This is a genomic window from Pseudomonas abieticivorans, assembly GCF_023509015.1.
GTDB lineage: Bacteria > Pseudomonadota > Gammaproteobacteria > Pseudomonadales > Pseudomonadaceae > Aquipseudomonas > Aquipseudomonas abieticivorans.
This window is the reverse complement of record NZ_CP094975.1, coordinates 1,925,070-1,937,192: the sequence shown is the minus strand read 5'-3', so window position 1 is coordinate 1,937,192 and position 12,123 is coordinate 1,925,070. Positions and strand designations below refer to the sequence as shown.

14 protein-coding genes are annotated in these 12,123 nt (G+C 62.1%); 4 read left to right on the top strand and 10 right to left on the bottom strand.

What is annotated here, in order from left to right; all coding sequences use genetic code 11:
• Positions 1-2 precede the first annotated feature (2 nt).
• The 7 genes from L9B60_RS08750 to L9B60_RS08720 form a co-directional block, all read right to left on the bottom strand.
• Positions 3-1,091: an AGE family epimerase/isomerase gene (locus L9B60_RS08750; protein WP_249678097.1), complete on the bottom strand. Its 1,089-nt coding sequence runs from the start codon at positions 1,089-1,091 to the stop codon at positions 3-5.
• 118 nt (positions 1,092-1,209) lie between these two features.
• Positions 1,210-1,782, bottom strand: coding sequence for a HupE/UreJ family protein (locus L9B60_RS08745; protein WP_249678096.1), 573 nt, complete (start codon positions 1,780-1,782; stop codon positions 1,210-1,212).
• Between the two features lie 134 nt (positions 1,783-1,916).
• On the bottom strand, positions 1,917-2,531 hold the full coding sequence (gene ureG, locus L9B60_RS08740; protein WP_249678095.1) for an urease accessory protein UreG: 615 nt from the start codon (positions 2,529-2,531) through the stop codon (positions 1,917-1,919).
• Positions 2,532-2,543: 12 nt separating this feature from the next.
• The gene (locus tag L9B60_RS08735) at positions 2,544-3,218 is read right to left on the bottom strand and encodes an urease accessory protein UreF (protein WP_249678094.1); all 675 of its coding nucleotides are present in this window, start codon (positions 3,216-3,218) and stop codon (positions 2,544-2,546) included.
• A complete protein-coding gene (gene ureE, locus L9B60_RS08730; protein ID WP_249678093.1) occupies positions 3,215-3,715 on the bottom strand; it encodes an urease accessory protein UreE in 501 nt (166 codons plus the stop codon). The genes L9B60_RS08735 and ureE overlap by 4 nt, the downstream gene beginning before the upstream one ends.
• Positions 3,716-3,867: 152 nt before the next feature.
• Positions 3,868-4,500: a TetR family transcriptional regulator gene (locus L9B60_RS08725; protein ID WP_249678092.1), complete on the bottom strand. Its 633-nt coding sequence runs from the start codon at positions 4,498-4,500 to the stop codon at positions 3,868-3,870.
• 102 nt (positions 4,501-4,602) lie between these two features.
• Positions 4,603-5,079 carry a phage infection protein gene (locus L9B60_RS08720; protein ID WP_249678091.1) on the bottom strand — a complete coding sequence of 159 codons (477 nt, stop codon included), beginning with the start codon at positions 5,077-5,079 and terminating at the stop codon, positions 4,603-4,605.
• A 330-nt stretch (positions 5,080-5,409) separates the two neighbouring features.
• Between L9B60_RS08720 and L9B60_RS08715 the strand changes: the two genes are divergently transcribed.
• Complete coding sequence (locus tag L9B60_RS08715) at positions 5,410-7,488, top strand: AsmA family protein (protein WP_249678090.1); 2,079 nt, start codon at positions 5,410-5,412, stop codon at positions 7,486-7,488.
• Positions 7,489-7,618: 130 nt separating this feature from the next.
• Here the strand turns inward: L9B60_RS08715 and L9B60_RS08710 are convergent, their stop codons facing one another.
• Entirely contained in the window at positions 7,619-8,149 is a 531-nt protein-coding gene (locus L9B60_RS08710) for a ferritin-like domain-containing protein (protein ID WP_249678089.1), read from the bottom strand.
• 130 nt (positions 8,150-8,279) lie between these two features.
• A complete protein-coding gene (gene osmE / locus L9B60_RS08705; protein ID WP_249678088.1) occupies positions 8,280-8,624 on the bottom strand; it encodes an osmotically-inducible lipoprotein OsmE in 345 nt (114 codons plus the stop codon).
• A gap of 123 nt (positions 8,625-8,747) precedes the next feature.
• Here osmE and L9B60_RS08700 point away from each other — a divergent pair, with 123 nt between their 5' ends.
• The gene (locus L9B60_RS08700; protein ID WP_249678087.1) at positions 8,748-9,638 is read left to right on the top strand and encodes an esterase/lipase family protein; all 891 of its coding nucleotides are present in this window, start codon (positions 8,748-8,750) and stop codon (positions 9,636-9,638) included.
• Here L9B60_RS08700 and L9B60_RS08695 read toward each other — a convergent pair.
• Positions 9,619-10,503 (bottom strand): DMT family transporter, encoded by an 885-nt coding sequence (locus L9B60_RS08695; protein ID WP_249678086.1) that lies wholly within the window; start codon positions 10,501-10,503, stop codon positions 9,619-9,621. The genes L9B60_RS08700 and L9B60_RS08695 overlap by 20 nt on opposite strands.
• A 125-nt stretch (positions 10,504-10,628) precedes the next feature.
• Here L9B60_RS08695 and L9B60_RS08690 point away from each other — a divergent pair, with 125 nt between their 5' ends.
• Both L9B60_RS08690 and L9B60_RS08685 read left to right on the top strand, forming a co-directional pair.
• On the top strand, positions 10,629-10,931 hold the full coding sequence (locus L9B60_RS08690; RefSeq protein ID WP_249678085.1) for a PsiF family protein: 303 nt from the start codon (positions 10,629-10,631) through the stop codon (positions 10,929-10,931).
• Between the two features lie 100 nt (positions 10,932-11,031).
• Positions 11,032-12,042, top strand: coding sequence for an AI-2E family transporter (locus tag L9B60_RS08685; protein ID WP_249678084.1), 1,011 nt, complete (start codon positions 11,032-11,034; stop codon positions 12,040-12,042).
• The last annotated feature ends 81 nt before the right edge of the window (positions 12,043-12,123 follow it).

Sequence of the window (12,123 nt, the reverse complement as noted above, 5' to 3'; positions counted from 1 at the left end):
TCCTACAGGGCTTGGGCCAAGCCCATGTAGCACGTCGCCAAGTGGTAGGGCGTGGTCGAAGGCATGTCCTTGCGGCTAACGGCCCCACTCGCATCCCGGCACTCATACCACCCACCCGAGTGCAGAAACCCCTCGCGCAAGGCTGCCAACTGCTCGGCCACACGCTGTTCGCTGCCTGGGCGCAGGGTCAGGGCGCGCAGGTATTCTGCCTGCGCCCAGATGCGCTGGGTGGCATCGCGCACGCTGCCATCCACTTCCAGCATCGACAGAACAGCGCCCTCGCGAACGCCGATCTGCTCGGCGTAGGCGAAGGAGCGATCCACCGCTTGATGCAAGGCATTGCCGCGTAGTAGGTCGGAAGATTCCAGCAAGTAGAACCACTCGAACTGATGGCCGGGTTCAAACCAGTTATCCACAGCCGTGCGTGGTTTTTCTAGCATCACGCCGTTGGCAGGTTCGATAAAGTGCGTGTGCATGGCTGTGCATAAGTCGTGCAAGGCCTGGGTCACGCGGGCGTCCTCACGCACTTGCACCGTGGCCAAAAAGGCTTCTGCCAAGTGCATCAAGGGATTTTGCAGGGCGCCGCTGCCCAGTGCCGACCAGTCTTGGCCCAGCGTGGCTTCATACAGGCCGTCATCCGTGGCGAAGCGTTCCAGCACCACGTTCAGGGCGGCGTTGAGCACTGACTCCACCAAGGGCTCGCGCACTTTGGCCCAGTAATGGGCACAGGCGAAGATAATGAAAGCGTGGGTGTACAGGTCTTTGCTGCGGTCCAGCGGTTCGCCCGCCGCATTGATGCTGTAGAACCAGCCGCCGTGCTCGGCGTCGTGAAAGTGCTGCTGCAGGGAGCGGAACAACGCTGCCGCTCGGGCTGGCGCGCCGGGTTGCTCGATCAGGCTGGAAAACAGGAACAACTGCCGCGCGCAGGCCATGGCCCGATAGCGTTGCACGGGCATGGGCCGCTGTTCGGGGTCCAGCGCTTCATAGGGCAGCGCCATGTCGGCGTTCCAGCCGGGGCCTTGCCATAGCGGCACGATGGTTTTCAGAAAGTGCTGGTGCACCGCCGAAAAGGCGTCAGACAGGTCAGGCATGGGTCAAGGTCGTCACGGCGGATAGGGCGTAGACGACAATGGTACCAGTTGAGCATGGCTCGCGGACAAATCCGCTCCGTGTGGGAGCGGATTCATCCGCCATGCTGGCGCTGCGAAATCAGGCCGCCAACATCCACGCACCCGCCATCGCCGACAACGCCCCCAGCGCCCGCACCAGCGGGGCCGCCGCCTGTGGCAGGAAGCGCACCACGCCATAGCCTATGGCGTGCAATGTCGCCGTTGCCGCCACGAAGCCGCCGGCAAACGCCCAAGGGCTGGACATGTCCGGCAGCTCCAGGCCATGGGCTACGCCGTGGAACAAGGCAAACAGAGCCGTGGCGGCAACCGCCAATGCCACCGGTGGGCGAACGGCCAGGGCCACGGCCAGGCCTAGCGCCAGCACCGAGGCGGCAATCGCGTTTTCCATCGCTGGCAGGTGCATGCCTTCAAAGCCCAGCACGCCGCCGATCAGCATGGTGCCGACGAAGGTGCACGGCAGGGCCCAGCGCGCGGCGCCTTTCTGCTGTGCAGCCCATAGGCCCACGGCGATCATGGCCAGCAGGTGGTCCATGCCGGTGAAGGGGTGGCTGATGCCGGCGAGCAGGCCGTTGTCACCGTGGCCAGGGTGGGCAAAGGCCAAGGCGGGGGTCAGCAGCAGGGCGGCGGCTGCCAGGAGTTTTTTCAGGGTCATTTGCAGGCTTCCTTATTGAATAATGTGCACGTACACACGCCTGTAGGAGCGGATTTATCCGCGAAAAGAACGCCGCGGTTTATCCGGTAGACCGTGGTGAGGCATTCGCGGATCAATCCGCTCCTACAGTGGGGTCAGGCCGCGGTCAGCAGGCCTTGGCGCTCGATGAAGGCGATGATGGCTTCAAGGCCCTGGCCGGTTTTCTGGTTGCTGAACACGAACGGCTTGTCCCCGCGCATGCGCTTGGTGTCGCTGTCCATCATTTCCAGTGACGCGCCTACCAGCGGCGCCAGGTCGATCTTGTTGATCACCAGCAGGTCAGACTTGCAGATGCCCGGGCCGCCCTTGCGCGGTAGTTTGTCGCCGGCTGATACGTCAATCACGTAGATGGTCAGGTCCGACAGTTCCGGGCTGAAGGTCGCCGACAGGTTGTCGCCGCCGGACTCCACCAGAATCAGGTCCAGGCCCGGGAAGCGGCGGTTGAGCTGGTCCACGGCTTCCAGGTTGATCGAGGCGTCTTCGCGAATGGCCGTGTGCGGGCAGCCGCCGGTTTCCACGCCGATGATGCGCTCGGGGGCCAAGGCTTCGTTGCGCACCAGAAAATCGGCGTCTTCGCGGGTATAGATGTCGTTGGTGACCACGGCCAGGTTGTAGCGTTCGCGCAGCGCCAGGCACAGGGCCAGGGTCAGCGCCGTCTTGCCGGAGCCGACCGGGCCGCCAATGCCGACGCGCAGGGGTTGGGTGTTCATCGTGTGTCTCTCCTAGGAACGGAACAGGCGGCTGTACTGGCGCTCATGGGCCATGCTCGCCAGGGACAGGCCAAACGCGGCGCTGCCGTAGTGGTGGGGGTCGAGTTGGGTAGCAATATGTTGGGCCTGCTGCAACATCGGCAGCATCTGGCTGGTCAGGCGCTGGGCAGCCTGCTGGCCCAGGGGCAGGGTTTTCATCAGCACGGCCAACTGGTTTTCAAGCCAGCTCCATAGCCATGCGGCCAAGGCGTCTTGCGGGCTGATGTCCCAGGCGCGAGCGGCCAGTGCCCAGCCCAAGGCCAGGTGCGGCTCCTCGATGGTTTTGAGGAACGCGCGCGCGGCGTCGTCCAGCTCGGGCAGGCCGTCGAGCAATTGTTTGAGTGAATAGCCCATCTGCCGGCTTTCCTGCAGCAGTTCGCGGGTTTCGCGGCTGGCGCGGTGTTCCTGGCAATGTTGCAGCAACAGCGGCCAGTCTTGCTCGGCGGCTGCCAGGCAATGGCCCAGCAGCAGGGGGGCTTCGAAACGGGCGAGGTTGAGCAGCAATTGGTCACCGATCCAACGCCGCGCGCCCTCGGCGTCCTTGACCGTGCCTTGCTCCACTGCCATCTCCAGGCCTTGGGAATAGCTGTAGCCGCCAATCGGCAACTGCGGGCTGGCCAGGCGCAACAGCGCCCAGGCGCGATTCACGTGCGCACGCCGAACTGGTGGAGTTTGGGCGCGTAGTTGTAGGCCTCTTCGCCATGACGGGAATGGTGATGGCCGCCGCCGTAGGCGCCATGTTCTGGCTGGAACGGCGCTTCGATGGCCTCGGCGCTGGCGCCCAGCTGTTCGAGCATGGCCTTGAGTACGTAGTCATCGAGCAGGCGCAGCCAGCCGTCACCCACCTGCAGCGCCACATGGCGATTGCCCAGGTGATAGGCGGCACGGGTCAGCTCGAAGGCATTGCTGCAGGTGACGTGAAGCAAGGCTTCGGGGCGGGCGCAGACGCGCACGATACGGCCGTCTTCGGCCTCCAGGAATTCACCGTCATGCAGCGGCGGTTGGCCGCGTTCCAGGAACAGCCCGACGTCTTCGCCCTCGGCACTAAAACAGCGCAAGCGGCTTTTGCTGCGAGCTTCGAAATTAAGGTGTAACTCGGCCGACCAGTCAGGTTTTGGCGCGGTTCTGCGGTGGATCACCAGCATGAGTGGGCTTCCGGCTAATAGCGATGGCTATTGCAGAGCAAGTGTCTTGCCAATTGAGGCAAGCCACCAAATTAGCCATCACGCTTGAAGATAGGGCGCAGAAATGAATCGTTACAGTGCAATAGGAGTGTAGTTGCACCAAAATGTAACATTCATGAAGATTCGCTCAGCCCCTGCCAGTGCTTGGCGCCGACGAAGATGAAGCGCAGTTGCTGGGTGATCTTGGCTTGCGGAGAGAGATGCTCGGGCAGTGGGGCGTCGGGCGAGTCGATCAGCTCGGGCAGGGTGGCAAACACGGTCTTGACCACAAGGTCAGCCATTACTGCCAGGGCGGCGCTGTCCAGGTGCTGCCACTTGGGCATTGTGTTGAGGTCGGCGGCCAGGTCCGAGCTGATGCCATCGCGCAGGCACGCGATGGCCTGGCGCACGGGGTGCGAACCGCCATATTGCTCACGAGCCAGAAACAGGAACTGCGCACGGTTGGCGGTGACCACGTCGAGAAAGATGCGCACCGAAGCGTCGGTGATGCCGCCCAGTTCGAATTCGTTGTGGCGTACCAGGCGAATAGTTTCACGAAAGGTTTCGCCCACTTCGCTGACCAGCGCCAGGCCGAGTTGGTCCATATCGCTGAAATGGCGATAGAAACCGGTAGGGACGATGCCAGCCGTCTTGGCCACTTCGCGCAGGCTGATGCTGCCGAAGCCGCGGCCAGACTCCATCAAATGCCGGGCGGCATCCAGGAGGGCGTGGCGGGTCTGCTGTTTTTGTTCGGCGCGGGGGAGCATGGGGCGGCTGATTTCTCAGGAGGGCAGCGCAGCACTCTAACAAATCACCGAAAAAATCAAAGCCCGGTGCGGGGACCGGGCTTTTTTCAGGGCCATCATGGATCAGACTGCGCGGTTGAGGGTGCGATCGGAACCGTCTTGAGCAACGCGGTTCAGGGTGCGATCGGAACCGTCTTGAGCAACGCGGTTCAGGGTGCGATCGGAGCCGTCTTGGGCCACGCGGTTGAGGGTACGATCGGAACCGTCTTGGGCAACGCGGTTGAGGGTGCGATCGGAACCGTCTTGGGCAACGCGGTTCAGGGTGCGATCGGAGCCGTCTTGGGCCACGCGGTTGAGGGTGCGATCGGAACCGTCTTGGGCAACGCGGTTCAGGGTGCGATCGGAACCGTCTTGGGCCACGCGGTTCAGGGTGCGATCGGAACCGTCTTGGGCCACGCGGTTCAGGGTACGGTCAGAGCCATCCTGAGCGACGGTGATTACGGCAGCGCTTGGAGCAACCTGTGCGGAAGGCTGGGTGGCGGCGAAAGCGTTGGCAGCCAGAATGGACAGGGTCAGGGTAAGCAGCAATTGGCGTTTCATGGTTGGGCGCTCCTTTGGAGGGCTGGAAAGTGGGTACAGAGCCAATGCTACTCCTGAGAATTAGATATAAAAGTTTATAAACGTAATGTTAACAATCAACCAAATTGATTGTTCAGTGCGAGCCTTCTAAATCAACGGTTTAGCGGGGGGCTTTATGCACTGGTGCAGGGAACGGCACCGTCTGGGTGCGCCTTCTTCGAGCATCGAATCGATGAAAGTGATGGCTAATTTGCGATTCGGTTAAACCCCACTGGCTTTTGTCAGTCCTAAGCTTTAAGCCTTTACCCGCCGCCCAAGCTTGCGCGCGGGCTGTCATTTGGAGATCAGTGCATGACGCGCACCCGTAAAATCCTCGCCTGGACCTTGGGCAGCCTGGTTGTCGTGATTGCCGTGCTGGTGGTGGTCATCGCGACGTTCGACTGGAACAGGGTAAAACCCACCCTTAATGCCAAGGTGTCCGAAGCGCTGCACCGACCGTTCGCCATCAATGGCAACCTGGCCGTGCTATGGGCCCGGGAGCCCGAAGAGGGCGGATGGCGGGCCTGGGTGCCGTGGCCGCACTTTGTCGCCGAAGACCTCAGCCTGGGTAACCCGGACTGGTCCAAGGAGCGGCAAATGGTCGGCCTGAAGAAGGTGGAGTTCCGCCTGTCGCCGCTGCCCCTGATCGCCCAGCGCATTGTTATCCCGCGTATCGACCTGACCGAGCCTGATGCCAAGCTGCAGCGCCTGGCCGATGGCCGCGCCAACTGGACGTTCGACTTCGGGCCCAAGGATGAGAACGCCGAGCCCTCCAAGTGGGTGATGGACATTGGCGCCATCGGTTTCGACAAGGGCCACGTGACCTATAACGACGCCATCGTGAAGGCTGACATGGACGTGCTGATCGATCCGCTGGGCAAACCCATCCCGTTCAGCGACATCGTCGGCAGCGGTGCGGCTAAAAAGGTCAGTGATAAAGGCGCCTCCGCGCAGGACTATGCCTTTGGCTTCAAGGCCAAGGGCAAATACAAGGACCAGCCGGTCAACGGCACCGGCAAAATCGGCGGTCTGCTGGCCCTGCAGGATGAAAGCAAGCCCTTCCCGGTGCAGGTGGACGTGCGGGTCGGCGATACCAGCATCGCCGTCGCCGGCACCCTGACCGACCCGCGCAATCTTGGCGCCCTGGACTTGCGCCTGCGCCTGGCCGGGCAGAGCCTGGGCCACCTGTACCCGCTGACCGGCGTTACCCTGCCAGACTCCCCGCCGTATTCCACCGACGGCCACCTGATCGCCAAGCTGCACGACCCCGCGGGCGCCAACTTCAAATACGAGGCGTTCAACGGCAAGATCGGCGACAGCGATATCCACGGCGACCTGGGCTTCGTTGCCAGCCAGCCACGGCCCAAGTTGAGCGGCGCGTTGGTGTCCAACCAGCTGTTGTTCAAGGACCTGGCGCCGCTGATCGGCGCAGACTCCAAAACCGAACAGAAGGCCCGTGGCGCCGACACCGTGCAGCCCACCGGCAAGGTGCTGCCCGTGGAGGAGTTCAAGACCGAGCGCTGGCGCACCATGGACGCTGATGTCGAGTTCACCGGCAAGCGCATCGTGCACAGTGAGAAGCTACCGTTCACCGACCTTTATACCCACCTGATCCTGGACGATGGCAACCTGCGCCTGGAGCCGCTGCGCTTTGGCGTTGCCGGCGGCAAACTGGACGCGCGCATCGGCCTGAACGGGCGCACCACGCCGCTGCAAGGCAAGGCCGAGCTGACCGCGCGCAACTTCAAACTCAAGCAGTTGTTCCCGACTTTCGAGCCCATGAAGACCAGCTTTGGTGAGCTCAATGGCGATGCCGACATCACCGGTACCGGTAATTCAGTTTCGGCCCTGCTGGGCACGGCCAATGGCAACTTGAAGATGCTGGTCAACGACGGCGCGATCAGCCGCGATTTGATGGAGATTGCCGGTTTGAACGTGGGTAATTATTTGGTTGGCAAGATCTTTGGCGACAAAGAAGTGAAGATCAACTGCGCGGCGGCAGACCTGGGCATCAAGGATGGCCTGGCCAGTACGCGGCTGTTTGTGTTCGATACCGAGAACGCGATCATTTATATCGACGGCAACACCAACTTCAAGACCGAGGCGCTGGACTTCAAAGTCACGCCAGAGTCCAAGGGCTTCCGCCTGCTGTCGCTGCGTTCGCCGCTTTATGTGCGCGGTACTTATGCCAAGCCGAGTGCGGGCGTGCAGGCAGTGCCGTTGATGCTGCGCGGCGCCGGGATGGTCGCGTTGGGCGTGGTGGCCGGGCCTGCTGCAGGCTTGCTGGCGTTGGTGGCGCCCAGCGGCGGGGAGCCTAACCAGTGCACGCCGTTGCTTGAGCAGATGAAGGCTGGGAAGGCGCCGAAGACCGTGCAGGCGACCAAGGGGTGACAGATAAATCGAGTCGTCGGGTTCGCGGATGAATCCGCTCCTGCATGGGATTGGGTTGCCAATTCATTCGTGAACAGCGCCCACAAAAAAACCAGGCACACCGCCTGGTTTTTTCATCCCGCTCTAAATATCAAATCCCTTCGAGCAAATCCGCCATGTCATCGGCGTGCTCTTCTTCCTGGGCCAGGATGTCTTCGAAGATGCGACGAGTCGTCGGGTCTTTCTCGCCAATGAACTGAATGATCTCGCGATAGCTGTCGATGGCGATACGCTCGGCCACCAGGTCTTCGAAGATCATTTCCTTGAGGGTGTTGCCCGCCACGTATTGGGCGTGGGAGTTCTTGCTCAGGGTATCGGGATTGAACTCCGGTTCGCCGCCCAGTTGCACGATGCGCTCGGCCAGTTTGTCGGCGTGCTCGGCTTCTTGCCCGGCGTGTTCCAGGAACTCGGCCGCAGCCACGCTGGCCTTGATGCCCTTGGCCATGTAGTAGTGGCGTTTGTAGCGCAGCACGCAGACCAGCTCCGTGGCCAGCGAGCCATTGAGCAGGCGCAGGATTTCTTCGCGGTCGGCGTGGTAGCCCTCGGTCACCGCGCCGTCTTCGACGTTTTGGCGCGCGCGTTGGCGCAGGGTGCTGATATCGGTCAGTTGAACGTTGCTCATCACAATCTCCAGGCTAATACGGTAAGTGGCTCGTCGCGCTCTATCTGCGCCCCAGCATCAGGGCGCCCGGCGTGATCGCTACTAAAGGTGTGAGTAGTCGCGGTGCAGAAAAGTTTTATGCCGTTGGGCATCAAGGCATCGACTTCTCGTTGACCTTGCGCTGCTCGCAGGTCATGAAGCCCTTGGTGTCGACATGGCCGCCGCTGTCGAAGCTCACGTAATAGGCTTGCTGCTTGCCGTCGCGGTTCAATACGTAGTTATTGCAGGTGCCGTGCACCGAATTGGCGGTGCCGTCGACCACCGAAGAGGGTGAGCCGCCGATGGCGATGACCTGTTGCATGGTCATGCCGGTTTCCACTTGCTTGACCAGCGGTTCGTTGCGGTAGGTGACGAAGTCCACCGGGTTTTCCGCTTTGGTTGCACAGCCGGTGACCGATGCCACTACACACAGGGCTGCCAGGGTTCGCTTGTACATAGTGTCGCTCCTTCGAATGGGCCAGGGTTGAGCCCCGTATTCATAGGAACCCCTTGGCAGGCCAGTAGTTCGATATCAGTGCGCTAGTATTCAAGCTTCGCCTCACTGCAAGGACGTCACGCCATGTCGCAGCCCTTTGCCACTCGCTACCCCTTGGTTTTCGTCCCCGGCATGCTCGGCTTTGTGCGGATGCTGCTGTACCCGTACTGGTTCGGCATTCTCAAGGCCCTGCGCAAGGGCGGCGCCACGGCGATTGCCGTGCAGGTCTCGCCCATCAACGCCACCGAAGTGCGCGGCGAGCAGTTGTTGTTGATCATCGAGCGTATCCGCCGCGAAACCGGTGCCGACAAGGTCAACCTGTTCGGCCATAGCCAGGGCGCCCTGACAGCGCGCTATGCGGCGGCCAAACGGCCGGACTGGGTCGCTTCGGTGACCTCGGTAGCCGGCCCCAACCACGGTTCGGAGCTGGCCGACTACCTGGAAAGCCACTACCCCCACGGCACGGCGCGGGGGCGCTTGCTCAAGGCCGTGCTTCACGCGCTGGCGCACCTGATGGGCTGGCTGGAGACCGGCTGGCGTGGGCCGAGCTTGCCGATCGATGTGCACGCCTCGCACTTGTCGCTCACGTGCGCCGGCGTCGCCCGCTTCAACCTGCAGTACCCGCAGGGCATTCCACTGACTTGGGGCGGCCAGGGTGAACCGCTGGTCAATGGCGTGCGCTACTACTCCTGGTCGGGGGTGTTGCAAGACCGGCGTAGCAATGAGGGCGGCAACCGGTTGGACGGCACCCATGTCAGTTGCCGGCTGTTCGCCAAGACCTTCGTGCGCGAGGCGGGTTATTGCGATGGCATGGTGGGCCGCTACAGCTCGCACCTGGGGCAGGTGATCGGTGACGATTACCCGATGGACCACTTTGACATCGTCAACCAATCCCTGGGGCTGGTGGGCAAGGGCGCCGAGCCTGTCCGGCTGTTCACCGAACAGGCTGCCCGGCTCAAGGCTGCCGGGCTTTGACCAGCGGGGTTTTCCAGCGCTCGGCCAGCACCACGCCAGCTAGGGTCATCAGGCCGCCGACCAGGTGGTACAGCGCCAATTGTTCGTGCAGCGCCATGGCTGCGATCAACGCGGTGATCAACGGCAACAGGTTGAAAAACAGCGTGGTGCGGCTTGGCCCCAGGCGGCTGACGGCCTGCATCCACGCCAGTGGCGCAAGCATCGAGGCCAGCAGGCAGGCATACAGCACCAAACCGATGTTGTTCAGGCCCAGGCCCACCTTGGGCGACACCAGGTACAGCGGGAACAGCACGACAATGGCCACCAACACCTGCAAATACAGCAATTGCAGCGGTGGCAGGCGCAGCTGCCACTTTTTCAGCAGCGTGCTGTACACCGCGTAGGCCAGCGTTGCGATCAGCATCATGCCGTCGCCACGGTTCAGGCCATGGTCCAGCAGCACGGCCAGGCTGCCCGCCGAAACCACCACCAGCACACCGGCCAGCGACACCACCGCACCCACCAGGGCGCCGGCCGTGAGCCGCTGGCCCAGGCTGACAATGGCCAGCGCCAGGGCCATCAATGGCATCAACGACAGAATGATGCCCATGTTGGTGGCGGTGGTCAGTGAGGCGGCAAAGTACGCCAGGCTCTGGTACACCGCCATGCCCAGCACGCCCAGGATGAAGATCTTGCCCAGGTTGGGGCGGATCACTGCCCAATTCGCCAACACCGGCCGCAGCATGAATGGGGTGAACAACAGTCCCGCCAGTAGCCAGCGATAGAAGCCGATTTCGGCCGGGAAGATCGCGCCGACCGCGAGTTTGTTGATAACGGTATTGCCCGCCCAGATCAGGATGGCCAATAACGGAAACGCATATTGCATGAGCACATTCACATCAGTTTCAAAAAGCGATTATCCGCTTTTAAGCCTGCGGTGGAATGTAAAAAAGTTTGTCTACACTCATGGCAAGGCCGTGCGGACCTGCGCGGCGACCAGGAGAACACTCCATGAAGATGCTGCACGTACCCTTGCTGGTGGTGGGTTTGCTGCTTTGTTCGCAAGGCTTCGCGGCCACTGCGCAACAGAACAAGATGACCACCTGCAACGCCGACGCCACGGCCAAGAGCCTGAAGGGCGATGAACGCAAGGCCTACATGAGCACCTGCCTCAAGGCCGCGCCGCCTGCAGCGGCCGCGACGGGCACGCCGCAGCAGGAGAAAATGAAAGCCTGCAACAAGACCGCCGGCGACCAGACGCTAAAGGGCGACGCGCGCAAAACCTTTATGAGCGACTGCCTCAAGAAAAAATAGTCGTCGCCGCTACCAGTGGGTAACCGAGTTGCCCACTGGCCCTGCCTGACGAACGCTGGCAGACTGCCTGTCCTTTCGTGTCGTTCGTGTTCGAGGCTGTATGCCAACGTTTTCCCAGCGTCATGTGGTGTGGGCCAGTCTGATCCTGGTGTTTGGTGGGTTGCTGCTGGTCATGCCGCTGCGTTTGCTGCCCAGCCTGTTGGCCGGCCTGCTGGTGTTCGAGTTGGTCAACATGCTCACCCCGCAGTTGCAGCGACTTATCGCCGGCCCCCGTGCCCGGTGGGTCGCCGTGGCGCTGCTGGGCACCTTCGTGGTCAGCCTGCTGGCAGTGATTTTTGCCCTGGCCATTAGCTTTTTGATGCACGAGGCCGAGAACCCGGGGGCGTTCCTGGACAAGTTCATGGGCGTGCTCAACCGCGCACGGGCCCAACTGCCACCTTCCATCGATGCCTACCTGCCGGCCAACGCGCTGGAGTTCCGCACCGCCCTGGGCGATTGGGTGAGCAAGCACCTGGCTGACCTGCAACTGGTGGGCAAGGACGCGGTACACACCTTCGTGACCCTGCTGATCGGCATGGTGCTGGGCGCCATCGTGGCGCTTAACCGCATTCCACCTGGCGCCGACCACAAGCCCCTGGCCGGAGCACTGCTGGTGCGCATGACCCTGCTGGTGCAGGCGTTTCGCAACATTGTCTTCGCCCAGATCAAGATCGCCGCGCTGAACACCCTGTTCACCTCGGTGTTCCTGCTGATCATCCTGCCGCTGTGCGGGATCAAGCTGCCACTGACCAAGACCATGGTGGTACTGACCTTCATCCTCGGCCTGCTGCCGGTGATCGGCAACCTGATGTCCAACACGCTGATCACCATCATCGGCTTGTCGGTGTCGATCTGGGTGGCGGCGGCAGCGCTGGGTTGGCTGATCTTGATTCACAAGGTCGAGTATTTCCTCAACGCCAAGATCGTCGGCGGGCAGATCAGTGCCAAATCGTGGGAGCTGTTGTTGGCGATGCTGATCTTTGAGGCAGCGTTCGGGCTACCGGGGGTGGTGGCGGGGCCGATTTACTATGCGTATCTGAAAAGCGAACTGCGCCGCGCCGAGCTGGTGTAAATGCCTGTAGGGGCGGATTTACCCGCGAAAAGCGTGCCACGGTACGTCTGAACCACCCCGGCGGTCTTTTCGCGGATAAAC

What these genes read in the sequence shown, in the direction of transcription:
- L9B60_RS08750 (WP_249678097.1), bottom strand. Translation starts at nt 1,091, where the DNA reads ATGCCTGACCTGTCTGACGCCTTTTCGGCGGTGCACCAGCACTTTCTG.
- L9B60_RS08745 (WP_249678096.1), bottom strand. Translation starts at nt 1,782, where the DNA reads ATGACCCTGAAAAAACTCCTGGCAGCCGCCGCCCTGCTGCTGACCCCC.
- ureG (WP_249678095.1), bottom strand. Translation starts at nt 2,531, where the DNA reads ATGAACACCCAACCCCTGCGCGTCGGCATTGGCGGCCCGGTCGGCTCC.
- ureE (WP_249678093.1), bottom strand. Translation starts at nt 3,715, where the DNA reads ATGCTGGTGATCCACCGCAGAACCGCGCCAAAACCTGACTGGTCGGCC.
- L9B60_RS08725 (WP_249678092.1), bottom strand. Translation starts at nt 4,500, where the DNA reads ATGCTCCCCCGCGCCGAACAAAAACAGCAGACCCGCCACGCCCTCCTG.
- L9B60_RS08720 (WP_249678091.1), bottom strand. Translation starts at nt 5,079, where the DNA reads ATGAAACGCCAATTGCTGCTTACCCTGACCCTGTCCATTCTGGCTGCC.
- L9B60_RS08715 (WP_249678090.1), top strand. Translation starts at nt 5,410, where the DNA reads ATGACGCGCACCCGTAAAATCCTCGCCTGGACCTTGGGCAGCCTGGTT.
- L9B60_RS08710 (WP_249678089.1), bottom strand. Translation starts at nt 8,149, where the DNA reads ATGAGCAACGTTCAACTGACCGATATCAGCACCCTGCGCCAACGCGCG.
- osmE (WP_249678088.1), bottom strand. Translation starts at nt 8,624, where the DNA reads ATGTACAAGCGAACCCTGGCAGCCCTGTGTGTAGTGGCATCGGTCACC.
- L9B60_RS08700 (WP_249678087.1), top strand. Translation starts at nt 8,748, where the DNA reads ATGTCGCAGCCCTTTGCCACTCGCTACCCCTTGGTTTTCGTCCCCGGC.
- L9B60_RS08695 (WP_249678086.1), bottom strand. Translation starts at nt 10,503, where the DNA reads ATGCAATATGCGTTTCCGTTATTGGCCATCCTGATCTGGGCGGGCAAT.
- L9B60_RS08690 (WP_249678085.1), top strand. Translation starts at nt 10,629, where the DNA reads ATGAAGATGCTGCACGTACCCTTGCTGGTGGTGGGTTTGCTGCTTTGT.
- L9B60_RS08685 (WP_249678084.1), top strand. Translation starts at nt 11,032, where the DNA reads ATGCCAACGTTTTCCCAGCGTCATGTGGTGTGGGCCAGTCTGATCCTG.